At 71.5% G+C, this 23611-nt stretch carries 19 protein-coding genes and 1 pseudogene; 11 read left to right on the forward strand and 9 right to left on the reverse strand.

What is annotated here, in order from left to right:
• Positions 1–75: 75 nt before the first annotated feature.
• Positions 76–696: a LysE family translocator gene (locus ABD355_RS09670; RefSeq protein WP_344399739.1), complete on the reverse strand. Its 621-nt coding sequence runs from the start codon at positions 694–696 to the stop codon at positions 76–78.
• Positions 697–778: 82 nt separating this feature from the next.
• Between ABD355_RS09670 and ABD355_RS09675 the strand changes: the two genes are divergently transcribed.
• Positions 779–1231 (forward strand): Lrp/AsnC family transcriptional regulator, encoded by a 453-nt coding sequence (locus ABD355_RS09675; protein WP_344399740.1) that lies wholly within the window; start codon positions 779–781, stop codon positions 1229–1231.
• Between the two features lie 120 nt (positions 1232–1351).
• Here ABD355_RS09675 and ABD355_RS09680 read toward each other — a convergent pair whose 3' ends face one another.
• Positions 1352–1987 carry a TetR family transcriptional regulator gene (locus ABD355_RS09680; protein ID WP_115907536.1) on the reverse strand — a complete coding sequence of 212 codons (636 nt, stop codon included), beginning with the start codon at positions 1985–1987 and terminating at the stop codon, positions 1352–1354.
• Positions 1988–2122: 135 nt separating this feature from the next.
• Between ABD355_RS09680 and kbpA the strand changes: the two genes are divergently transcribed.
• The gene (gene kbpA, locus ABD355_RS09685; protein ID WP_344399741.1) at positions 2123–2869 is read left to right on the forward strand and encodes an AfsK-binding protein KbpA; all 747 of its coding nucleotides are present in this window, start codon (positions 2123–2125) and stop codon (positions 2867–2869) included.
• A gap of 210 nt (positions 2870–3079) precedes the next feature.
• Positions 3080–5420: pseudogene (gene afsK, locus ABD355_RS09690) on the forward strand (protein serine/threonine kinase AfsK).
• A gap of 191 nt (positions 5421–5611) precedes the next feature.
• Here afsK and ABD355_RS09695 read toward each other — a convergent pair.
• The 3 genes from ABD355_RS09695 to ABD355_RS09705 are packed head-to-tail and all read right to left on the reverse strand — an operon-like array spanning position 5612 to position 7952.
• Positions 5612–6388 (reverse strand): enoyl-CoA hydratase/isomerase family protein, encoded by a 777-nt coding sequence (locus ABD355_RS09695; protein ID WP_344399742.1) that lies wholly within the window; start codon positions 6386–6388, stop codon positions 5612–5614.
• Positions 6385–6801, reverse strand: a complete 417-nt coding sequence (locus ABD355_RS09700; protein ID WP_344399743.1) for a Zn-ribbon domain-containing OB-fold protein — start codon at positions 6799–6801, stop codon at positions 6385–6387. Before ABD355_RS09700 ends, ABD355_RS09695 begins: the two co-directional genes overlap by 4 nt.
• Before the next feature lie 2 nt (positions 6802–6803).
• On the reverse strand, positions 6804–7952 hold the full coding sequence (locus ABD355_RS09705) for a lipid-transfer protein (protein ID WP_344399744.1): 1149 nt from the start codon (positions 7950–7952) through the stop codon (positions 6804–6806).
• A 92-nt stretch (positions 7953–8044) separates the two neighbouring features.
• On the opposite strand from ABD355_RS09705, the gene ABD355_RS09710 reads away from it, so the two are divergent.
• Entirely contained in the window at positions 8045–9607 is a 1563-nt protein-coding gene (locus ABD355_RS09710; RefSeq protein ID WP_344399745.1) for a FadD3 family acyl-CoA ligase, read from the forward strand.
• 71 nt (positions 9608–9678) lie between these two features.
• On the opposite strand, the gene ABD355_RS09715 is transcribed toward ABD355_RS09710, so the two are convergent.
• Both ABD355_RS09715 and afsR read right to left on the reverse strand, forming a co-directional pair.
• Positions 9679–9861 carry a hypothetical protein gene (locus tag ABD355_RS09715; protein WP_344399746.1) on the reverse strand — a complete coding sequence of 61 codons (183 nt, stop codon included), beginning with the start codon at positions 9859–9861 and terminating at the stop codon, positions 9679–9681.
• Between the two features lie 230 nt (positions 9862–10091).
• Positions 10092–13043 (reverse strand): SARP-family global regulator AfsR, encoded by a 2952-nt coding sequence (afsR, locus tag ABD355_RS09720; protein WP_344399747.1) that lies wholly within the window; start codon positions 13041–13043, stop codon positions 10092–10094.
• Positions 13044–13348: 305 nt separating this feature from the next.
• Between afsR and ABD355_RS09725 the strand changes: the two genes are divergently transcribed.
• The 6 genes from ABD355_RS09725 to ABD355_RS09750 all read left to right on the forward strand — a co-directional run bounded on the left by ABD355_RS09725 (position 13349) and on the right by ABD355_RS09750 (position 20796).
• Entirely contained in the window at positions 13349–14581 is a 1233-nt protein-coding gene (locus ABD355_RS09725; RefSeq protein ID WP_344399748.1) for an amidohydrolase family protein, read from the forward strand.
• 17 nt (positions 14582–14598) lie between these two features.
• Positions 14599–15501 (forward strand): LLM class F420-dependent oxidoreductase, encoded by a 903-nt coding sequence (locus tag ABD355_RS09730; protein ID WP_344399774.1) that lies wholly within the window; start codon positions 14599–14601, stop codon positions 15499–15501.
• 11 nt (positions 15502–15512) lie between these two features.
• Entirely contained in the window at positions 15513–16283 is a 771-nt protein-coding gene (locus ABD355_RS09735; protein WP_344399749.1) for an SDR family NAD(P)-dependent oxidoreductase, read from the forward strand.
• A 98-nt stretch (positions 16284–16381) separates the two neighbouring features.
• On the forward strand, positions 16382–17500 hold the full coding sequence (locus tag ABD355_RS09740) for an LLM class flavin-dependent oxidoreductase (protein WP_344399750.1): 1119 nt from the start codon (positions 16382–16384) through the stop codon (positions 17498–17500).
• A 108-nt stretch (positions 17501–17608) separates the two neighbouring features.
• Complete coding sequence (locus ABD355_RS09745; protein ID WP_344399751.1) at positions 17609–19339, forward strand: N-acyl-D-amino-acid deacylase family protein; 1731 nt, start codon at positions 17609–17611, stop codon at positions 19337–19339.
• Positions 19336–20796, forward strand: a complete 1461-nt coding sequence (locus tag ABD355_RS09750) for an aldehyde dehydrogenase family protein (RefSeq protein WP_344399752.1) — start codon at positions 19336–19338, stop codon at positions 20794–20796. Before ABD355_RS09745 ends, ABD355_RS09750 begins: the two co-directional genes overlap by 4 nt.
• Before the next feature lie 24 nt (positions 20797–20820).
• Here ABD355_RS09750 and ABD355_RS09755 read toward each other — a convergent pair whose 3' ends face one another.
• The gene (locus tag ABD355_RS09755) at positions 20821–21219 is read right to left on the reverse strand and encodes a nitroreductase/quinone reductase family protein (protein WP_344399753.1); all 399 of its coding nucleotides are present in this window, start codon (positions 21217–21219) and stop codon (positions 20821–20823) included.
• 82 nt (positions 21220–21301) lie between these two features.
• Here ABD355_RS09755 and ABD355_RS09760 point away from each other — a divergent pair, with 82 nt between their 5' ends.
• Positions 21302–22123 carry an endonuclease/exonuclease/phosphatase family protein gene (locus ABD355_RS09760; RefSeq protein WP_344399754.1) on the forward strand — a complete coding sequence of 274 codons (822 nt, stop codon included), beginning with the start codon at positions 21302–21304 and terminating at the stop codon, positions 22121–22123.
• Here the strand turns inward: ABD355_RS09760 and ABD355_RS09765 are convergent.
• Positions 22110–23582, reverse strand: a complete 1473-nt coding sequence (locus ABD355_RS09765) for a CehA/McbA family metallohydrolase (RefSeq protein ID WP_344399755.1) — start codon at positions 23580–23582, stop codon at positions 22110–22112. The genes ABD355_RS09760 and ABD355_RS09765 overlap by 14 nt on opposite strands.
• Positions 23583–23611: the final 29 nt, after the last annotated feature.

Here is a 23611-nt window from a genome sequence, read left to right on the forward strand (position 1 = left end):
CGCCTCTCCTCTCGTGAGGCATGTGCGGAGTACGTGCTCATACGTACGTAAACCGGGCGTGGAGTGTTCAATGAGCTACAACGTGGCCAACCGTTGCACCAGCAAAAACGCCCCGATCCCCAACATCGCCGCCCCCGACGTCCGCGTCACCGCACGGGCCGCGGACGGGCGGGTGCCCAGGACGGCTCGGGCGCCGAGGCCGACCGTGAGGTAGACGGCGGCGCAGCACGCCATGTGGAGCAGGCCGAGGGTGGCGGTCTGGACGGGGACGGGCAGGCCGCCGTGCGTGGTCAGGAACTGGGGCAGCAGGGAGAGGTAGAGCAGCAGGCCCTTGGGGTTCAGACCGCTGATCGTCGCGCCGCGCAGGAAGACGCGGATGCGGGATGCCTCGGCGGGTTCGTCCGTCGTGCCGGGGGTGCCCGGGCGGCGCAGCACGCCCCAGCCCAGCCACACCAGATACCCGGCACCCATCACCGTCAGTGCGGTCAGCAGCCGTGGCTCGCCCGCCACCAGCACCGCGAGTCCTGCCGCCGCCAGCGCCGTGTGCAGTGCGTACCCGGCGACCAGACCGCCCACCGCCCACCCGACCGAACGGCCGCGGAGTCCGGCCGAGATCGCGTACGCCCAGTCGGCACCCGGCACGCACACCAGCAGAAGGTCGAGGGCGAGGAAGGAAAGCAGTAGTCCGGTGTTCATGCGAGTGACATTAGGCCTGAATGTCCCGAAAGTGTTCCCGGATTTTGCTCACTGAGGCCCGATTCATGGAAGGATCTGCTCCATGGACGACGTTGATCGGAAAATCCTTGCCGAGCTGCAGCAGGACGGGCGGCTGACCGTGACCGAGCTGGCCGGGCGGGTGCGGCTGAGTGTCTCGCCGTGTCATCGGCGGCTGCGGGAGCTGGAGCGGTCGGGGGCGATCAGCGGTTACCGGGCGGTGGTGGAGCCGGCCGCGGTGGGGCTGACCTTCGAGGCGCTGGTCTTCGTCTCCATGCGGCAGGAGGACCGGGACACGGTCGCCGAGTTCGAGCGGGCGCTCGCGGACATCCCCCACGTTCTGGACGCGCAGCGGCTGTTCGGTGAGCCCGACTATCTGCTGCGGGTGGCCACCGCCGACCTCGCCGCCTTCCAGCGGCTGTACGACGAGCGGCTGGCGACGCTGCCGGGAGTGCAGCGGCTGACCTCGACGCTGGTGATGAAGCACGTGGTGCGGGATCGTCCGCTGCCCGCATAGCGCAGCAGGCGGCGGCTCACCGTCGGGTGAACCACCGCCTGCCAGACAGGACTTGGGCCTCGAAAGAGAGACTCCAGAGAGAGACTCGAAAAAGAGATCGTGAAGAGATCTGCGGAGAGACTATTTCGTCGGCTTCTTGCCGGTCACGCCCAGGTGTACCAACAGCGCCAGATTCGGCTTGAGTTCGGCCTGTTTGACGCCCCAGGTCTGGAATCCCTTCTGGTGCGAGGCGACCGCCGCGAGCATCGCCACCAGTGAACCGGCGACCGCAGCCGGGTTCACGTCCTTGTCGACCCTTCCCTTGGACTGCAGTTCGGCGATCGAGTCGGTGAGGGAGTTGTTCACCGAGTTGAGGATTTTCATGCGGATCTTGTAGAAGCGTTTGTCGCCCTCGGCCGCACCGAGGTCGACGACGCGCAGAATCGCGTCGTTCTTGCGCCAGAACTCGAGGAAACCGTCCACGAGTTCCTGCGCGGTCTGCCAGCCGGCCTTGCCGACCCAGGAGCGGCCCTCCAGGAGCGCGGTCAACTGCCCGCCCTCCGTGGCCATTTGCTCGGCGATCTCCAGGACGGCGCCCTCGACGTCCGGGAAGTACTGGTAGAAGGTCGCGGGCGAAGTCCCCGCTTTCCGGGCGACATCGATGACTTTGACGTCCCGGTAAGGGGAGGAGCTGAGCATCTCGCTGAGGCAGTCGAGCAGCTTCTGCCGGGTCGCCTGCCCACGCCGGCCGGCCACGCGGCCGTCGACGGTACGCACTTGTCCTGTCATGTCGTCAGCTTACCGAGGGGTGATGGGAGCGCGATTCGGCCGACTGCAAATGGGGTGCACGAGAGGGCGGAGACTGGTGTGCCTGGTCCTGCGGGGTGCGTGAGTCGCCGTTAGTTTGGCGGTATGGCCGAAAACAGGGCATCCGCGTACGGAGAGGGCGTCCCGTGCTGGGTGGACGCGCAGCTTCCCGATGTGGAGGCGGGCAAGCGGTTCTACGGCGAGCTCTTCGGGTGGACCTTCGAGGACCGGCCGGAGGTGTCCGGCGGCTTCGTGTGGGCCCGCAAGCAGGGGGAGCCGGTCGCCGCGCTCGCGCGCAAGGCGGACGGGCGGCTGCCCACCGTGTGGACCGTGTACTTCGCGACGCCGGACGCCGAGGCGCTGGCCGACCGGATCTGGGCGGCCGGCGGGCAGGTCGTCACGGCGCCCACGCAGCTCGCGGGACTGGGCACGGCCGCGCTGGTCACGGACCCCGAGGGCGCCGTCTTCGGCCTCTGGGAGGCGGGCGGCCACCCCGGCTTCGGCCGGCGGCACGAGCCCGGCACCTTCGCCTGGGCCGAGCTGTACGCCCGGGACGTGGAGGTCGCCAACACCTTCTACGGCGATCTCTTCCACGATGCCCTGTTCGGGCCGGACGCCAGGCCCGACTTCGGGCGGGCGGCCGTCTCGGAGGTCTTCCCGGCCGAGATGCCGCCCCACTTCCTGGTGCATTTCGGCGTCGAGGACTGTGACGCGGCACTAGGGACGGTGAGCCGTCTCGGGGGCCGGATCTGGGCGCCAGTATTCGAGACGTCGTACGGAAGGGCGGCCGTCGTCACCGACAATCAGGGGGCGTCGTTCGCGGTGCTGGAACGACGCAAGCAGACCGACTGAAAACTGCTGAAATAGACCGACTGAAACAGATCGTGCGGTGAAACGTACCGTTTTGGGGTGAGGCATCCCGACTCGGTCCCGGGTTCGCAACCAGTGCCCGGGACAGGAAGAATCAGGGTGCGTGCCGCCATGGCGGTGCGGTGGTGAGACGCTGCACGGGGTCGCGTAGAGATGTGGCCGGCGCGGCCCGTACGGGGAGGTGGCAGGCAAGTGGTGGATCAGCTGACACAGCACGATCCGCGGCGTATCGGTCCGTTCGAGGTGCTGGGGCGGCTCGGCGCCGGCGGCATGGGGCTGGTCTATCTCGCACGCTCGGCGTCCGGCCGGCGCGTGGCGATCAAGACGGTCCGTACGGAGCTCGCCGAGGACCAGCTGTTCCGCGTCCGCTTCTCTCGCGAGGTCGAGGCCGCCCGGGCGGTCTCCGGCTTCTACACGGCGGCCGTGGTCGACGCCGACGCACGCGCCGCCGTGCCGTGGCTGGCCACCGCGTACGTGCCCGCGCCCTCCCTCGAAGAGATAGTGAACGAGTGCGGGCCGCTCCCGGCCCAGGCGGTGCGCTGGCTGGCGGCGGGGGTGGCCGAGGCACTGCAGTCGATCCACGGCGCCGGGCTGGTGCACCGGGACCTGAAGCCCTCGAACGTCCTCGTCGTCGAGGACGGCCCCCGGGTGATCGACTTCGGTATCGCCTCCGGTGTCTCGAACACGCGTTTGACGATGACGAATGTGGCGGTGGGTACGCCCGCCTATATGTCGCCGGAGCAGGCGAAGGACTCGCGCTCCGTGACCGGTGCGAGCGACGTCTTCTCGCTCGGCTCGATGCTGGTGTTCGCGGCCACCGGGCACCCGCCCTTCCACGGCGCCAACCCGGTCGAGACGGTCTTCATGCTGCTGCGGGAGGGCCCGGACCTGGAGGGTCTCCCGGACGAGCTGCGCCCGCTCATCGAGTCCTGCATGCAGATGGAGGCCACCGCCCGTCCCAACCCGGCCGACCTCCAGGCCCAGCTGGCCCCCCACCTCTTCGGCTCCGGCACGGACGACAGCGGTACGGCCTCGGCCTGGCTGCCCGAGCGTGCGGTGAGTCTGATCGAGGCCCGCCGCAACGGCCGCCCGGCGGCGAAGCCGGGCCAGGGCGGTGGCCGCAGCGGCGGCGGCGCACGCCCCGCCCCTCTGCCGCCCCCGCCCTCGCACGACCCCGTCGTACCGGCGTCCCCCGTGTCCGTCGGCGCCCCCGACACCGGCCCCGTCCGGCTGGCCGGCGCCCAGGTGCCCATCGGGCCGGGGCCGCGGGTCTCCGACGTCCGTGCCGCCGCCGTGAAGGCACCTCCTCCGGAGGCCGCCCTCGCCGCCTCCTGGTCCAAGCCTCGCCCCGGAGTCAACGGCGCGGACCCCGTCGTACCTTCGTCGCCCCCCCGAGGCCGCGGCGGGCTGGCGTCCCTGGCGTTTCCGCATGTCGAACGATGTGTGGGGCACCCCGGCGGTCTCCGGCGACCTCGTCTACGTCACCTCCTTCGAGGTGCACGCCCTGGACGTGGCCACCGGCCGCCGGCGTTTCAAGACGCGGGACGTGGCCTGGTCGATGGCGGTCGCCGACGGCCGTATCCACGCCTCCGACGGGCCGACGCTGTTCGCCCTGGACTGCCGTGAGGGCGCCGACCTGTGGCGGCTGTCCACGGACGCCTGGGTGTACTCCCTCAAGGCCGACCGTGGCACCGTCGTCACCGGCACACGCGGCGGCGGGGTCCAGGCCTGGGAGGCCTCGAACGGCCAGAAGCTGTGGGAACTGACCGGGGCGCAGACCGACTTCGAGTCCCCGGAGGCCGGGCCCGTCGTCCACGAGGGCACGGTCTACGTCTGGCAGGACGCCCGGCTGCGCGCCCTGGAGGCCCGCACCGGCAAGGAGCGCTGGTCCTACCCGATCGGCGACGCGGCCTCCTGCGGCGGCGTGCCGGTACGGGTGACGCACGCCCCGGACGGATACGTGTACGTCTGTGCCGGCACCCGGGTCCTGGCGATCGACGTGGCCGGCGGCCATGTGAAGTGGCACTTCGAGGCCCCCGCGGTCTTCCTGTGCCCGCCCACCTTCGCGCCCGGCCCCGCGGTCACCGGCGGCGGCATCTACCTGGTCGACTACCTCGGCACGGTCTACGCCCTCGACGCCACCGACGGCCGTGACCGGTGGCGCATCGCCACCGAGTCCCGGGCGTCGATCGACCCCGTTCTGGTGGCCGCCGGGCACGTCCACGTCGGCAGCGGCAAGGGCCTGTACACCCTGGACGCGGTCACCGGCACACCCAAGTGGCGCTTCCAGGCGGGCGGCGACATCGTCGGTGCCCCCGCGGTGGCGGAGGGCCGCATCCACTTCGGGTCCACGGACCACCTGCTGTACACCCTGAAGGCCGACGACGGGCGGCTGCGCTGGAAACTCGCGACCGGCGGGGAGATCACCGGCTCCCCGGTCGTCAAGGACGGCGTCGTGTACGCGTGCAGCAAGGACCGCTGTGTGTACGCGCTGGACGCGGAGAAGGGGACGGGGACCGCGCGGCCCGCCTGAGGTGCGGGTGACGGCCGTCGTACCGGTGTCACGGAAGGGTGTGGACGGCGGCCGTCCCACCTAGACGCTACGCCGGGTACGCGCCGGTCGCCACGCGGTGACGCACCCGTCCCGTACCTGGGGGCTGCCGCCCCCAGACCCCCGCTTTCGGCCTGAACGGCCTCGTCCTCAAACGCCGGACGGGCTGAAAATCAGCGCGTTCGGAACGACCTCCTGCGCCCGGCGAACAGCTCCGCCTGCCGTTCCTCCGGGAGGTTTCCGAGCGCCACCAGATGGGCCGCCTGCGCGAACCCCGGCGCGACGGAGCTCTCCCTCGTCGCCCACAGGGCCCGCACGGTCCCCTGGACGCCCTCGGCCGGATACCCGGCGATCACGCCGGCGCACGCTGTCGCGGCCGCCAACGCCCCGCCGGGCTCGGTGAGTTCGGAGACGAGCCCGAGGTCGTACGCCCGTCGGGCCCCGATCCGTTCCGCCGTCCCCATCAGCATCATCCGCGCGACCTCCCCGTACGGCATGCGCTGTGCCATGAGCACGGACTCGTAGGCGCTGACCATGCCGTACGTGGTGTGCGGGTCGAAGAAGGCGGCGGTGGTGTCGGCGACGACGAAGTCCGACTCGCCGAGCAGATAGAAGGCGCCCCCGCAGGCCATGCCCTGGACGGCGGCGACGACCGGCTTCCACAGGTCGTTCGCCTTGGGGCCGACGCGCAGCAGCGGATCGTCGGCCATGTAGGGGGAGTCGGGCTGCGGGACGACGGCGCTCCGGTCGAGGCCCGTGCAGAAGGCGCGGTCACCGGCGCCGGTGAGGACGACGGCCCGTACCGAGTCGTCGAACCGCAACTCCCGCCAGATCTGCCGCAGTTCGTCCCGCATGGTCAGATCGACGGCGTTGAGCCGCTCGGGCCGGTCGAGGGTGACGACCGCGACGCCGGTGTCCTTGTCGGCCGTGAGCCGGACAGCGGTGGTCATGAGCGCTCCAGAACCCACTGCGGAAGACCCTCGCCGTCGAACACCACCTGCACCTTGGCGCCGATCCGGATGCGCCCGGCCGGCACCGAGTCGAGGCGGGCACCGGCCTCGGCGACGAGGTTGCCGACGAGACGGATCCGCGGGGCGTCGGTGAGCTCGACGACGATCACGTTGTACGGGGCCTGGTCCGCGTAGTCGGGCAGGAGCGGCGGGTGGGGTACGACGTACGACCAGATACGTCCGTGACCGGCGACCTTGCGCCAGTCGCCGGCGAAGGACTGGCAGTGCGGGCAGCAGGGCCGGGGCGGGAAGCGGAGCTCTCCGCAGTCGGCGCAGGCCTGGACGCGGAGTTCGCCCTGGCGGGCGTAGCCCCAGAAGGGGGCGCCGTCGGAGTCGATGACGGGATCGAGCATGGTCAGCTCCTCAGCAGGAGGGCGGAGGTGGGGACGCCTTCACCGGCGGTGACGAGGCAGGTGGCGGCGCCCGGGACCTGGGCGGTGCTGGTGCCGCGGAGCTGCCGTACGCCTTCGGTGATGAGGTTGAACCCGTGGACGTAGGCCTCGCTCAGCCCGCCGCCGCTGGTGTTGAGGGGCAGCCGCCCGCCGATCTCCAGGGCGCCCTGCTCGGTGAACGCGCCGCCCTCGCCGCGGCCGCAGAAGCCGTAGCCCTCCAGGGAGAGCGGTATGAGCGCGGTGAACGCGTCGTAGATCTGGGCGACGTCGACGTCCTGGGGGGTGAAGTCCGCGTGTTTCCACAGGTGGCGCGCGGCGGTCCAGGCGGGGCCGGTGAGCGGGTCGTCGTTCCAGTAGTTGACCATGCCGTGGTGCTGGGCGGGCAGGCCCTGGGCCGCGGAGTGGACGTACACGGGCCGTCGTCTGCAGTCGCGCGCCCGCTCGCGGGACACCACGACGCACGCCAACGCCCCATCTGTCTCAAGGCAGTTGTCGAAGAGGCAGAGGGGCTCGCTGATCCAGCGCGAGGTCATGTACATCTCGCGGGTCAGGGGCCGCTCGTACATGACCGCGGCCGGGTTCTGGTTGGCGCGGTTGCGGCAGGCGAGGGCGACGTTGAAGAGGTGGTCGCGGGTCGCGCCGTACTCGTGCATGTAGCGGCGCGTCAGCATGGCGATCTCGTCCGCGGGGCGCAGCAGGCCGAAGGGGCGGGTCCACTGGGCGGGGGTGGGCAGCTGGACGGTGGTGTTCTTCCACGGGCGGGGGCCGCTGCCGCGTTTGCGGGAGCGCCAGGCGACGCCGACGGTGGCCTGACCGGAGGCGATGGCGGCGGCGAGATGGGCGACGGTGGCGCACGAACCGCCGCCCCCGTAGCCGACCTTGCTGAAGAAGGTGAGGTCGCCGAGGCCGACCGCCTTCGCCAGCTCCACCTCGTCGGTCTCCTCCATGGTGTAGGAGGCGAGCGCGTCGACCTCGCCGGGTGCGATGCCGGCGTCGTCGAGGGCGGCGAGGACGGCACGGCAGGCGAGGGTCCGCTCGTCCTCGTCGAGGCGTTTGGCGAAGGGGGTCTGCCCGATGCCGACGATCGCGGTGGCGTCCTTGATTCCGGCCATGCTGGTGCACCTCCGCATGCTGTCCCCTCAGCTGACAGGGCGTCAGGCTACAGCTAATCTGACGGGTAGTCAGCTAGTAGTAGGGGGCTGTTGTGCGCGGTGACGTGGAGTGGGGCAGCATTCCGGGACTCGTCCGGTCGGCGGCCGAGCGGTACGCGGAGGCCGAGGCGGTGGTGGAGGGCCGTACCCGGATCTCGTACGCCGAACTGGGCGCCCGCGTCGAACGGTCGACGGCGGCCTGCGTCGCGGCGGGCATCGCACCGGGTGACCGGGTCGCGATCTGGGCCCCGAACTCCTCGGACTGGATCGTGGCGGCGCTGGGCGCGGTGTCGGCCGGGGCGGTGCTCGTGCCGATCAACACGCGCTTCAAGGGGGCGGAGGCGGCGGACGTCCTGCGCAGGAGCGGAGCGCGGCTGCTGTTCGTGACGGGGACCTTCCTGGGGACCTCGTACGTGGCCTCGCTGCGGCGGGCGGTCGAGCGGGGGCCGGGGCTGCCGGACCTCGACCAGGTGGTGGTGCTGTCGGACGACGCGCCCGAGGACTTCCGTACCTGGAAGGACTTCCTCGCGGGCGGGGACGGGGTCGGACCGGCGGAGGTGCGGGCGCGTTCGGCGGCGGTGGAGGGTTCCTGGCCGTCGGACATCGTCTTCACGTCCGGTACGACGGGCCGCCCCAAGGGCGCGGTGATCACGCATGCGCAGACGCTGCGGGCGTACGAGATCTGGTGCGACCTCGCGGGGTTGCGGCAGGGCGACCGCTATCTCATCGTGAACCCCTTCTTCCACACCTTCGGTTACAAGGCCGGGGTCCTGGCCTGTCTGATGCGCGGCGCGACGATGATCCCCCAGCCGGTGTTCAACATCGACACGGCCCTCGCGAACATCGCGGCGGAACGGGTGTCGGTGCTGCCGGGCCCGCCGACCCTCCACCAGTCCCTGCTCGACCACCCGGCCCGCGACGCCCATGACCTCTCGGCGCTGCGGCTCGTGGTGACGGGCGCGGCGGTGGTGCCGCTGCGACTGGTGGAGCGGCTGCGCGGGGAACTGGGCGTGGAGACGGTCCTGACGGCGTACGGCCTCTCGGAGGCCAGCGGCATCGTGACGATGTGCCGGCGCGGCGACGACCCCACGGTGATCGCCTCGACGTCAGGACGAGCGATCCCCGGCACGGAGGTACGGGTCGAGGCCGAGGTCGGCGAGCCCGGCGAGGTCCTGGTCCGCGGCTTCAACGTCATGCGCGGCTACTACGAGGACCAGGCGGGCACGGCGGAGGTCCTGACGCGGGACGGCTGGCTGCGGACCGGGGACGTGGGCGTCCTGGACGCCGGGGGCAACCTGCGGATCACCGACCGGATCAAGGACATGTTCATCGTCGGCGGCTTCAACGCCTACCCGGCGGAGATAGAGCAACTCCTCGGCCTGCACCCCGATGTGGCCGACGTGGCCGTGATCGGCGTGCCGGACGCGCGGCTCGGCGAGGTCGGGAAGGCGTACGTGGTGCGCCGTCCGCACTCCGCGATGACCTCGGACGACCTGATCGCCTGGGCCCGACGGGAGATGGCCAACTACAAGGTGCCGAGGTGGGTGGCGTTCGTGGCGGAGCTGCCGCGGAACGCGAGCGGGAAGGTGCTGAAGGGGGAGCTGCGCAGATCCTGACAACGCGTCGGCCGCGGCAGCTCCCCTCCGGGCTGCCGCGGCCGATCCCCGCGGGGAGGAAGGACTGGGCCTCAGGCCTTCTGGTCGGTGGCGTGCAGGTTGTCCGGCGTGACGGTGGCGGTGCCGCTGTCCGCCTTGAGCGGGTTCACCCCGGTGAGCTGTTCGCTCGTCGCGTGCAGGTTGTCCGGGCTCACCTCGGTGCCGTCCTCGACGTCCGTGGCGTGCAGGTTGTCCGTGGTGTTCTCGTCGCTCATGACGACTGCCTCCCCTGACAGTTCGGGTCTCTTGATGTGGCGACCGGCCCGGCGACTCCCCCGAGGACCGCCGGGCCGGCTTCGTGACCGCTCACCGTAGTGCAACGGTCCAGGTCGACCCGTCTGCCCCCCGACGCGACGGAACGACAGGACGAGAGTGCCGGTCGGCGATAAACGAACGATGAACGCCCGCCCCGGCCCCCCGGGGGGCCGTCGCGTCAGCGGAGCGCTCAGGCGAGTGTCAGCGGAGTGAGGAGCCGGCGGACCGTCTCGGCCTCCGGGGCACCGAGCGCCTCGAACAGCTCCAGGGCCTCGCGCCAGCAGACCTGCGCGCGCCCCGACTGGCCGATGCCGCTCAGCCCGTGGCCGAGGGTGACCAGGACGCCCGCCCGGCGCCAGTCGCCGCCGATCCCGCGCAGCACGGTGAGGGCGCTCTCGGCGTTGGCCGCGGCCTGCGCCGGGCGCCCGGCGGCCAGGTCGACCTCGGCCAGCCGGAACAGGGACATGCCCTCCCACAGCCGCTGCCGGCTGTCCCGGAACACGGTCAGGGCCTCCTGGAGGCGGGCGGCCGCCTCGGGCAGCTCGCCGTGCTCGGTGAGCGCGAGCCCCAGCGCGTAACGGCCGTTGGCGCCCTTGAGCGCATGCCCCATGGCGTCGTACATCTCCATGCCCTGCCGGGCCAGGGACACCGCGCTGTCGGTGCGCCCGGTGGCCAGGTGGATCCGGGAGAGGTTGCACAGCACGGCCGCCTCGCCCGCCCGGTCGTCGCAGGCACGGAAGCCCTCGATGGCGCGGTTGATGTGGGTCTCGCCGTCCTCGTGGCGGCTCTGGTAGAGCGCGATCACGCCCAGGATGTTGGACGCCCAGCAGCCGGCCAGCGGATCGGGCGCGGCGCCGATCAGCTGGTGGGCCAGGGCCGCCTCCTCGTCCGCCAGGTCGAAGCGGCCCGTCACGCTGTGCGCGTACCCCAGCGTGATCAGCGCCCGCGCCTCCGCCCGGGTGTCCCCGGCCTCCCGCGCGGCCTGGCGCAGGGCGGAGGCGACCCCTTCGTACGCCTTGGAGTTGGTGCCGGACTCGGCGAGGTCCACGGCGGCCCACAACAGGTCGACCGCGCGCCGCAGGAAGCCGGAGCCGGCGGACTGGCGCACGCAGGCCAGCAGGCAGACCGCCTCGGAGTACAGCCAGTCCTGCGCCTGGTGGCGGTCGGCGAAGCTCAGGCCCTGGTACTCCGGGGCGGCCAGGTGGTCGACCAACCGGTCACCGGGCCGCTCGATCAGATAGACGCCCGCCGCGGTGGCCAGATAGAAGTCCAGCAGCCGCGACATCGCCGCATCGCGCTCGCTCGGCGGCCACTCGTCCCGCTCCGCGCATGCACGCGCGTAGAGGCGTACGAGATCGTGGTACCGGTAGCGGCCGGGGGCCGCCGACTCCAGCAGCGAGGTGTCGACGAGGGCCTCCAGCAGGTCCTCCGTCTCCTCCACCGGCAGATCGAGGACCGCCGCGGCCGCCGCCAGCGAGATGTCCGGCCCGTCCGCGAGGCCCAGCAGCCTGAACGCCCGTGCCTGGGCCGGCTCCAGCGCGCCGTAGCCGAGTTCGAAGGTGGCCTTGACCGCCAGGTCGCCGGCCTGCAGTTCGTCCAGGCGTCTGCGTTCGTCCGCGAGCTTCGCGGCCAGCACGGAGACCGTCCAGGTGCGGCGGGCCGCCAGCCGGGACGCGGCGATGCGGATCGCCAGCGGCAGGAAACCGCAGGCCGCCACCACGTCCAGGGCGGCCTCGCGCTCGCTCGCCACCCGTTCCTGGCCCACGATCTTCGTGAACAGCGACAGGGCCTCTTCGGGGGACATCACGTCCAGGTCCACCAGATGGGCCCCGGCGAGATCGACCATCCGCACCCGCGAGGTCACCAGCGCCGCGCAGCCCTCCGTGCCCGGCAGCAGCGGCCGTACCTGCGCCGCGTCCCGTGCGTTGTCGAGCAGGACCAGCACCCGGCGGCCGTCCAGGACGGACCGGTACAGCGCCGCCCGCTCCTCCAGCGAGTCCGGGATCGCCGAGTCGGCCGTGCCCAGGGCCCGCAGGAACGAGCCCAGGACCGTCTCCGGTTCCGCCGCCCGTGCCCCCGCGCCCTGCAGGTCGACGTACAACTGGCCGTCCGGGAAGGCCGTCCGCGCCTGGTGGGCGACGTGCACGGCCAGTGTGGTCTTGCCGACGCCGCCGATGCCGGCCACCGCGGAGACCGCCATCACCCGGCCCTCGGCCGAGGACAGCACCTCGCCGAGCTCCTGCACGAAGGCCGCACGGCCGGTGAAGTCCGGGACGGTGGCGGGCAGTTGGGCCGGGCGGACGGGGGCAGCGGCCGGCTCGGCCTGCGGGGACTGCGGCTCCGCGAGCCCCGGGTCCGCCCGCAGGATCCGCTGCTGCAGCTCCCGCAGCCCCGGCCGCGGGTCCACGCCCAGCTCGTCCGCCAGCAGCCGGCGGGTGTCCGCGTACACCGCCAGCGCCTCCGCCTGGCGGCCGCTGCGGTACAGGGCGAGCATCAGCAGTTCGCGCAGCCGCTCGCGCAGGGGATGGGCGGCGGTGAGGGCGGTCAGCTCCGACACGGCCTCCGCGTGGCAGCCCTGCTCCAGGTCCATGTCCAGACGGGACTCCAGGAGTTGCAGCCGCCACTCCTCCAGGCGGACCCGCTGTGCCTCCGCGTACGGGCCGGGCACGCCGGCCAGCACCTCCCCGTCCCACAGCGCCAGCGCGCGGCCGAGCAGCTCGCGGGCCTTGCACAGGTCCCCGGCGCTCTTCGCCTTCTCCGCCTCGGCGGCCAGGTCCTGCGCCACCGCCAGGTCGAGGGCGCCCTCGGCCAGCCCGCGCACCGCGTACCCGCCGGACTCGCTCACCAGGACCCCGGGGTCCAGCACCTTCCGTAGCCGGGAGGCGTACGTCCGCAGCGCCGCGAGGGCCTGCGAGGGCGGCTCCTCGCCCCACACGGCGTCGATCAGCTCGCCCGCGGTGGCCGTGCGGCCCTCGCGCAGCAGCAGGGCGGCGAGCAGGGCACGTTGCTGCGGGGAGCCGGTGCTCAGCTGCTCCGATCCGCGTCGGGCTCGTACCGGACCGAGCACGGCGAAGCTCAGCGGAGCAGGCTCCGCGCAGGAGCCGGCCCGCCTCTGTTCCGGCACTCGCGGTACACCGTCCATCGCCGTCTCCCTAGACACAGTGGGCAAGCAGGCCCTGCCGTTCGGACCAGCTCAGCGTCGCGGGCCCGCTCGGGGCGGCCGGCAGGCACCGTTCCCTGCAGCTCCCTACAGCCGACCTGATCCAAACGACAGGGCCTACGTCAGTTTGCCTTGTTCATGCCGGATGCGTCAGCCGGGGAGAGCGCTTGTGCAGGCAGACGCGCGGGATATCACAAGGCCCTCACCTGCTCTTCGCACTCGCGGCGGAACCGCTGATGGCTCCCGCATAGCTGACGGGTCGTCAGATCGGCGCTACCGTGACCGCCATGGAGACCACGAAGGACTTCCCGGACTTCCCGCTGATCATCTCCGTCGACGACCACACGGTGGAGCCCGCCGACGTCTGGCAGAGCCGTCTGCCGAAGAAGTACCTCGACACCGGCCCCCGCATAGTCCGTGCGCCGCTGAAGGAGATCTCCTTCCTCGGCGGCCGCTTCCGCCCGGTGATGGGCGCCCCCGGCGACGACGGCCCCCTCGGCGACTGGTGGCTGTACGAGAGCCTCCAGCGGCCCCTCACCCGCCTGGACACCGCGGTCGGCTACAGCAGGGACGAGATCAAGCTCGAGGTCATCACCTACGAGCAGATGCGCCCGGGCTCGTACGACGTCCCGCAGCGCCTCGCCGACATGGACGTCAACCACGTCCAGTCCTCCGTCTGCTTCCCGAGCTTCCCCCGCTTCTGCGGCCAGACCTTCACCGAGGCCGCGGACCACGAGCTGGCACTGCTGTGCGTCCGGGCCTACAACGACTGGATGGTGGAGGAGTGGTGCGGCCCGCAGGCCCAGGGCCGGCTCATACCCCTCACCCTCATCCCCCTCTGGGACGCCGAGCTCGCGGCGGCGGAGGTCCGGCGCAACGCCGCCCGCGGGGTCCGTGCCGTCGCCTTCTCCGAGATACCCCCGCACCTGGGCCTCCCGTCCGTCCACTCCGACGACTGGGACCCCTTCCTCGCCGCCTGCGACGAGACCGGCACGGTCATCGCCATGCACATCGGCTCCAGCAGCCGTATGCCGTCCACGTCCAAGGACGCCCCGCCCGCCGTCGGTTCCACCATCACCTTCGCCAACTGCTGCTTCTCGATGGTCGACTGGCTGATGAGCGGCAAGTTCGAACGCTTCCCGAAGCTGAAGATCATGTACGCGGAGGGCCAGATCGGCTGGATCCCGTACATCCTCGAACGTGCCGACGTCGTCTGGGAGGAGAACCGAGGCTGGGGCGGCGTCGCCGACAAGGTCCACCGCCCGCCGTCCGAACTCTTCGCCGAGCACATCTACGGCTGCTTCTTCGACGACGCCTTCGGGCTGAAGAACCTCGACGCGATCGGCGTCGCGAACGTCCTCTACGAGACCGACTACCCCCACTCCGACTCCACCTGGCCGAAGTCCAGGCAGGTCGGCGAGGCGCAGATGGGTCATCTGGACCCCGAGGTGGTGGAGCGGATCGTGCGCGGGAACGCCATCGAGCTGCTGGGGCTCACCCCTGAGGGGCTCTGGCGGTGAGTGCCCTGACGTACGGGATGCAGCTGCCCGTCCAGTCCCAGAGCACCATCTACGCCGAGGGCTGGGAGGCCGCCGCCGGTCCCGAGGACCTGGTCGAGATCGCCCGGACCGCCGACCGCGCCGGCTTCGGCTATCTCGCCGGCTGCGACCACGTCGCCGTCCCGCGCCGGCTGGCCTCCGCCATGAGCACGGTCTGGTACGACCCCGTCGCCACCCTCGGCTTCCTGGCGGGCGTGACCGAGCGGGTACGGCTGCTCAGCCACGTAGCCGTCGTGGGACTGCGGCACCCGCTGCTGACGGCCAAGCAGTACGCCACCCTCGACCATCTGTCGGGCGGCCGGCTGATCCTGGGCGTCGGCGCCGGTCACGTACGGGAGGAGTTCGAGGTGCTCGGCGTCGACTTCGAGCGGCGCGGGGCCGTGCTCGACGAGTCGATCGACGCCCTGCGGGCCGCCCTCGGCCCGGACGAGTTCCCCGAACACCACGGCAAGCTCTACGAGTTCGAGGGGCTCGGGCAGCAGCCGCGTCCGGCCCAGGAGCACGTGCCGGTGTGGGTCGGCGGATCCTCCCCCGCCGCCGTACGCCGGGCCGCCCTCAAGGGCGACGGCTGGCTGCCGCAGGGCGACCCGCGGGACCGGCTGCCCGCGCAGATCGAGCGGATACGGCGGCTTCGGGACGAGGCGGGCCTCGACGGGCCGTTCACGATCGGCGCCATCACCGAGCCGCTCCACCTCGGCACACCCGCCTGGGACGTCGGCCGCCGCACCCTCACCGGCCCTCCGGACGCGCTCGCCGAGTCCCTGCGGGCCTATCGCGCGATGGGCGTGGATCAGATCCAGGTGCGGTTCCGCAGCCGCAGCCGCACCGAACTCACCGACCAGATGGCGGCCTTCGGCGCCGACGTGGCGCCCACTCTCTGAGGAGTTACGGCATGGGCAAACTGGACGGACGCGTCGTGATCGTCACCGGAGCGGCGCGCGGACAGGGCGAGCAGGAGGCCCGCCTGTTCAGAGCGGAGGGGGCCGAGGTCGTGATCGCCGACGTCCTCGACGAGCAGGGCGGCGCCCTCGCGGCGGAACTGGGCGCGCGCTACGTCCACCTGGACGTGAGCCAGGAGGACCAGTGGCGGTCGGCCGTCAGCGCCGTGAAGAACTCCCTCGGCCGGGTCGACGGCCTGGTCAACAACGCCGGCATCCTGCGCTTCAACTCCCTGCTCGACACCCCTCTCGACGAGTTCATGCAGGTCGTACAGGTCAACCAGGTCGGCTGCTTCCTCGGCATCAAGACCGTCGCACCGGTCATGGAGGACGGCGGCACGATCGTCAACACCGCCTCCTACACCGCCGTGACCGGCATGGCCGCCGTCGGCACGTACGCCGCCACCAAGCACGCCATCCTCGGCCTCACCCGCGTCGCCGCCCTGGAACTCGCCGACCGGCGCATCCGCGTCAACGCCATGTGCCCCGGCGCCATCGACACCGCCATGTCCAACCCGGCCCAGCTGGACCCGGCGGCGGACGCGGAGGAGACGGGGCGGGCCCTGGACGAGCTGTACCGCAAGCTCGTGCCGCTCGGCCGGATCGGGAAGCCGGAGGAGGTCGCGCGGCTGGCGCTGTTCCTGACCTCCGACGACTCCTCGTACATCACCGGGCAGCCGTTCGTGATCGACGGCGGGTGGCTGGCGGGGGTCAGCATTATCTGACTGCTCGTCAGCTATTGACCCTCCGTGCGGGTGGTGCAACAGTCATCCAAAACTGACGGTGCGTCAGAAACCTTCAGAACCGGGGACGGTGAACCTCCTTGGAATTCGGGCTCTTTGTACAGGGATACGTGGGCAAGCGCGCCGAGACCGACCCGCTCGCCGAGCACAAGGCACTGATGGAGGAGACCGAGTACGTCATCCAGGCGGACAAGTCGGGCTTCAAGTACGCCTGGGCGTCCGAGCACCACTTCCTGGAGGAGTACTCGCACCTCTCCGCCAACGACGTGTTCCTGGGCTATCTGGCGCACGCGACGGAGCGGATCCATCTGGGGTCCGGCATCTTCAACCCGCTGGCCCAGGTCAACCACCCGGTGAAGGTCGCCGAGAAGGTCGCCATGCTCGACCATCTCACCGGCAACCGCTTCGAGTTCGGCAGCGGGCGGGGCGCCGGTTCGCACGAGATCCTCGGGTTCATACCGGGTGTGACCGACATGAACTACACCAAGGAGATCTGGGAGGAGACGATCGCCGAGTTCCCGAAGATGTGGCTCCAGGACGAGTACGCCGGCTTCCAGGGCAAGCACTGGCAGCTGCCGCCGCGCAAGGTCCTGCCGAAGCCGTACGGGAAGTCGCATCCGGCGATGTGGTACGCCGCCGGGTCGCCGCCCTCGTACGCCATGGCCGCCCGCAAGGGCCTCGGGGTGCTCGGGTTCAGCATCCAGAAGGTCTCCGACATGGAGTGGGTGCTGGAGCAGTACAAGACGGCGATCGTGAACGCCGAGCCGGTCGGGGACTTCGTCAACGACAACGTGATGGTCACCACGACGGCCATCTGTGCGCCGACGCACGCCGAGGCGATCGAGATCGCGGTGAACGGCGGGCTGCACTATCTGCCGTCGCTGGTGTTCCGGTACCACGACACCTTCCCGCGGCCCGAGGGCTTCCCGGTGTGGCCGGAGACGCTGCCGCAGTACACGCCCGAGTTCGTCGAAGTCCTCATCGAGGAGGAGCTGCTGATCTGCGGGGATCCGGACGAGGTGCTCACGCAGTGCAAGCGGTGGGAGCAGGCGGGGGCGGACCAGCTGAGCTTCGGGTTGCCGGTGGGGGTGCCGAAGGAGGAGACGCTGCAGACGATTCGGTTGATCGGGGAGCATGTGATTCCGAAGATCGACACCGATCCTGTGCATCGGACGTCCCGGTTCCGGCAGTCCGCCTAGTCGCCGCAGGGGTGCGGACCGTTCGCGGGTGCCGGTTGTCTGTGGCTGGTCGCGCAGTTCCCCGCGCCCCCGAGGAGGCATGCCCTACGCAACTCAGGGAGTCACCGCATGCTTGATCACCTCATCAAGGGGGCGACCGTCGTCGACGGGACGGGTGCCCCCGCGTACACCGCCGACGTCGGGATCCGGGACGGGCGTGTCGCCGTCATCGGGATCGTCACCGAAGAGGCCCGGACCACGGAGGATGCCTCCGGGCTGGTCCTTGCGCCCGGGTTCGTCGACCCGCACACGCACTACGACGCCCAGTTGTTCTGGGACCCGTATGCGACCCCGTCCCTCAACCACGGGGTTACCACCGTCGCGGCCGGGAACTGCGGGTTCACGCTGGCGCCCCTCAATCCCGCCCGGCCCGAGGATGCCGATTACACGCGTCGCATGATGTCCAAAGTGGAGGGCATGTCGCTGGTCGCCCTCGAAGAAGGGGCGCCCTGGAGCTGGCACTCCTTCGGTGAGTATCTGGACGCCCTCGAGGGGCGTATCGCCGTCAATGCGGGGTTCATGGTCGGGCACTGTGCCCTGCGCCGGTATGTGATGGGGCCGGATGCGGTCGGCGGGCAGCCCAGTGCGGAGCAGCTGGCGGAGATCGTGCGGTTGCTGCATGCCGCCATGGATGCCGGGGCCTGGGGGTTCTCCACCACCCAGTCGTCCACCCACTCGGACGGCGACGGGAAGCCGGTTGCCTCCCGGCATGCGAAACCGGCGGAGCTGCTGGCGCTCTCGCGTGCCGTCGGCGAGCACGAGGGCACGCAGATCGAGGCGATCGTCGCCGGCTGCCTCGACCAGTTCAGCGACGCGGAGATCGACCTGTTCGCGGAGATGAGCGCGACGGCCGGACGCCCCCTGAACTGGAACGTCCTCACCATCGACGCCTCCGTACCCGAACGCGTGCCCCGGCAGCTGTACGCCAGCGAGCAGGCACGGAAGGCGGGCGGCCGGGTGGTCGCGCTGACCATGCCGATCCTGACGCCGATGAACATGTCCCTGGGCACCTTCTGCGCGCTGAACCTGATACCGGGGTGGGGTCCGGTCCTCGGGCTGCCGGTGCCGGAGCGGATCGCCCGCTTGCGCGACCCGGACGTACGCGCGGAGATGCTGAAGCACGCCACGTCCAAGGAGGCTGGTGTCTTCCGGCGGCTCACGAACTTCGGGCGGTACGTCATAGGGGACACGTACAGCGAGGCGAACGAGGGGCTGACCGGCAGGGTCGTCGAGGAGATCGCGCAGGAGCGGGGGCAGGACCCGTTCCAGTGCCTCGTCGAGATCTGCGCCGCCGACGAGCTGCGTACCGTCCTGTGGCCCATGCCCACCGACAACGACCCCGCGTCCTGGGCGCTGCGTGCCGAGACCTGGCAGCACGAGGACGTGCTGCTCGGCGGGTCCGACGCCGGTGCGCACCTGGACCGCATGTGCGGAGCCCCGTACACCACCCGCTTCCTGGGCGACTGTCTGCGCCGGCGGAAGCTGGTCGGTCTGGAGCAGGCGGTGAAGATGCTGACCGACGACCCGGCCCGGCTCTTCGGGCTGCGGGAGCGGGGCCGGGTGGAGGAGGGCTTCCATGCGGATCTGGTCCTCTTCGACCCGGAGCGGATCGACGCGGGCACGGCCACCCTGGTGCACGACCTGCCGGGTGACAGTCCGCGGCTGGACGCCAAGGCGATCGGGGTGCGGGCCGTGTGGGTCAACGGGGTCGAGGCGATCCGGGACGACGTGGTGAGCGGTGCCGTGCCGGGGAAGGTGCTGCGGTCGGGGCGGGACACCCGGACGGTGAGCACCAGGTGAACCAAGGGGCGGACGGGCAGCGGCTGTTCGTGGGCGGCCGGTGGGTCGAGCCGGACGGCGGCCACTACGAGGTCGTCGACCCGGCGACCGAGGAGACCATCGGGTGGGCTCCGGAGGCCTCGCGGGATCAGGTGCACGCGGCCTGCGCCGCGGCCCGCGAGGCCTTCGGGCCGTGGTCGAGGACCCCGCCGGAGGAACGCGCGGCGGTGCTCGGCCGCGCGGCGGACATCATCGCCAGCCGGTTCCTGCCGTACGCCGAGCTGGCGCAGGCGGAGACCGGGGCGACCACGGGGACGGCACGGGCGATGCAGGTCGGGGTGGGCGTGGCCCGCTTCCGGCGGTACGCGCGCGTGGAGCCCGCCGAGTGGGCCGTCCCACCGCAGATCAACGAGGCCGGGCCGATGGGGAAGGCGGGCGTGATGGGCGCGCTGGCCGTCCGCCAGCCGGTCGGCGTCGTCACCTGCATCACCTCGTACAACAACCCGTGGGCCAACCCGGCCGGCAAGATCGCCCCCGCTCTGGCCATGGGCAACACGGTGGTGGTGAAGCCTGCCCCCCAGGACCCCTTGTCCGTCTACCGGATGGCGGAGGCACTTCAGGGGGCGGGTGTCCCGGCGGGTGTGGTGAACGTGGTCTCCGGGCGGGCGGTGGGGGTCGGCGAGGCGGCCGTGGCGTCCCCGGACGTCGACATGGTGAGCTTCACCGGGTCGACGGCGGTCGGGCAGCGGATCGGTGAGGTGTGCGGCCGTTCCATGAAGCGGCAGCTGATGGAGCTGGGCGGCAAGGGCGCGGCGCTCGTCTTCGACGACGCGGACGTGGGCTCCGCGGTGGCCGGCATCGGCACGACCTTCTCCTTCTACAGCGGCCAGATCTGCACGGCACCGACCCGGGTGCTGGCGCAGCGGGGCGTGTACGACCGCCTGGTCGAGCAACTGGCGGCGTATGCCGGCCGGTTGACGGTCGGCGACCCTCGTGATCCGAACACGGTGGTCGGACCGGTGATCTCGGCCGCCCATCGGGAGCGTGTGGAGTCGTACGTCGAACTGGGCCGGAAGGAGGGCGCGGCGGTCGTGACGGGCGGCGAACGCCCGCCGTCCGACCGGGGTTTCTACGTCGCACCGACCCTCCTCGCGGACTGCACCAATGACATGCGCGTGGCCCGCGAGGAGATCTTCGGCCCGGTGGTGTCCGTCATCCCCTTCGAGGAGGAGGAAGAGGGCATCGCCCTCGCGAACGACACCGACTACGGCCTCATCGACTACGTCTGGTCGGGCGACGTGGCGCGGGCGTTCCGGGTGGCCCGGCGGCTGCGGGCGGGCGGGGTGGGGATCAACACGGTGGGCCGCAACATGGAGGCGCCGTTCGGGGGGTTCAAGAAGAGCGGTGTGGGGCGGGACGTCGGCGTGTACGCCCTGCATGCGTACGGCGAGGTGCAGGCGATCGTCTGGCCGGGGTGAGCCGGGCGGCCGCACCCGCCGCGCTCATCCGTCCAGATCCACCCGCACCGTCAGCTGTCCCGACCCGATCGCCCGTACCGCCACGCTGTTCAGCGAACGCAGAGCACGCAGACGGGCGGCGATGTCGTCGTCCGGGAGCAGATGCGCCGTGCCGGTGTGCCAGCGGCCCCGCAGCCGGACGCGCACCCGCGGGTCGGCCTTGATGTTGCGCACGTACTGGGACCGCTCCCCGAACTCGGAGACCAGCCAGAAGGAGTCGCCGACCCGGCGCCCGCCGACCGGTGTGCGGCGGGGCAGGCCCGAGGTGCGGCCCGTGGTCTCCAGGAGGGTCTGCAGCGGCAGGCGGCGCATGACGGGGTTGAGGCGGCGCTGGAAGGCCGTGGCAAGGCGGTACTTGGTCTCCGAGGGGGCGGGCCGGGGCATGGTGTCGGGGGCTCCTTGTTCGGTTGCGGCGCTCGTACTCTTCAATGTCTCCCACCTTTCCTCGACGAGAGACGGTGGGGCCATGCGCGTGGTGACCTGGAATCTGTGGTGGCGTTTCGGGCCCTGGGCCGAGCGGCAGAAGGCGATCCTCGCCGTGCTGCGCGAGCTGCGGCCGGATGTCGTGGGACTGCAGGAGGTGTGGGCCGCGGGCGGCGAGAACCTCGCGGAGTGGCTGGCCGGCGAACTCGGCCTGCACTGGACCTGGGCCGCCTCGCCCGCCTCCGAACGCTGGCAGCGGCGCATCGGGGAGCCCGGGGTCGAGATAGGCAACGCCGTGCTGAGCCGCTGGCCGGTGGCCGAGCGGGAGGTGCTGCGGCTGCCGGCTCCCGCGGACCTCGACGACGGACGCCTCGCCCTGTACGCCCGCCTCGATGCGCCCGGCCACCAAGTTCCCTTCTTCACCGCCCACTTGACCTCACCCCTGCATGCCTCGGCCGTCCGCCGTGAACAGGTCACCGCCTTGGCCGAGTTCGTCGCAGCCCATCGCCGTGGCACCGCCTTCCCGCCCGTCGTGACCGGCGACTTCAACGCCCTGCCCGACTCGGACGAGATCCGGCTGTTCGGCGGGACGAGAACGGCACCCGCCGTGCCCGGGCAGGCGTTCTTCGACGCCTGGGAGTACGCCGATCCGACGGCACCGTCAGCGACCTGGGACCACGCGAACCCGTACGTGCACCCGGGCCTCGGTCCCAGCGCCCGCATCGACTACATCCACGTCGGCGCCCCGGCCGGCCCCGACGGCATCGGCACGGTGTCGGGCGCACGACGAGCGGGCGCCGGTCCGGTCGACGGGGTCTGGCCCTCGGACCACGCGGCGGTCGTCGCCGACCTCACCGTGCTGTGACCGGAGCCAAGAACACCGGATTGGTGAACGCCGCCATCACGCCCGGCACGGGCCCCACCGCCGCCTCGTGCCGCAACTCCGCCCGCACATACGTGGCGTAAGAGGCAGTCGTACGCCACTCCGCCACCCCCGAGCCCGCCACCGGCAGCGGTTCGCTCGTGAACAGGACGCCCTGGTCGGTCACGAAGCGGATCGTGCAGCGCGGGGCGCCGGTCGCCTCCAGGCGTACGGTCACCGGCGTGTCATGATCGACGACCTCCAACCGCTCGCCGGGACCGGCGACCTGGCCGTCGGCGGAGGCCGTGAAGGCCAGCGAGACGCTCCGGGACTCGGCGACGTACGACCGCCCCGCCCGGATCCCCTCCAGGATCGCCTCCCGGGTCAGGTCGTCGGCGAGGACGACCGTCTGCGGCAGTCCCACCGTGTCCGGATCGCGGTGTGCGTCGCTGTTGCCCATGGCGGGCAGCCACCCGCGCCCCTCGCGTACGGACCTGACCAGTTGGTTGTCCCACTCCGCGAGCGTCACCTCGTCGTCCGGCGTCCACGGCCCGTTCCACACCTCCACCGCGTCCGCCTCGCCGAAGCCGAACTTCCAGCCGCAGCCGACGCAGGTGCCGTGCGGATGGGCGGGGACGACCAGGCCGCCCGTCTCGCGGATCCGGTCGGCGAAGCGGCCGAAGCGACGGTCCCGGGCCCGGTAGCGCCAGTCGACGAAGGTGCCGGGATCGGTGCCGAGGGCGAGGACATGGCCGTTCCTCGTCGTCACCTCCTCGCCGAGCATGATCAGCAGGTCCTCGCCAGCCTCCGGGGCCCAATGGGGATGCGAGGAGTGGGTGTTGTGGTCCGATGAGTTGATGAAGTCGAGGCCGGCCGCCCGCGCGAGGGAGGCGATCTCGGCCGGGGTGCGGCGGCCGTCGGAGTACCAGGAATGCAGGTGGCAGTCGCCGCGGTACCAGGCGCGCCCCCGGCCCTTCGCCCGCGCGGGTGGATACACCGGCTCGGGTGTCCCGCCCGGCTCCCCGTGCGTGAGCGTGACCGTGAGCTCGTACGACAGGCCCTGCGGGGCCACCGTGTACGGGCCCAGCACCACGTGCCAGGTGCCGGGGCGGATCGGGCCGGGGAGGTACCCGGGCGTCGCGTCGTCGGCCCGTACGAAGAACTCCGTACGCGCCCCGCCCGACCACCCCCGGAACCCCTCCCCGCCCAGCCCGGTGCCGCGCTCGTCGAAGAGGCCGATGTCGAGCGCGTTGCCGGGGGTGCCGGGCGGGACGGCGGGCTTGTCGTAGGTGTAGGAGACCTGCACCTCGCTTACACCGGGCGGTACTTCGACGGGTACGTACACGTAGTCCGGCGAGCCTGGGGGCAGCGTCCCGCGCATTGTCACCACACCCTCACCGTAAGCCGCCCCGGGGGCGCGGGACAGTATCGATGTGCGGCTTCCGCCGCGTGGGCGCGACAAGCCCCGACAACCCGCACCCGCCGACGATG

The sequence above is a fragment of the Streptomyces longisporus genome, assembly GCF_039532765.1.
In the GTDB taxonomy this organism is placed as follows: Bacteria; Actinomycetota; Actinomycetes; order Streptomycetales; family Streptomycetaceae; genus Streptomyces; species Streptomyces longisporus.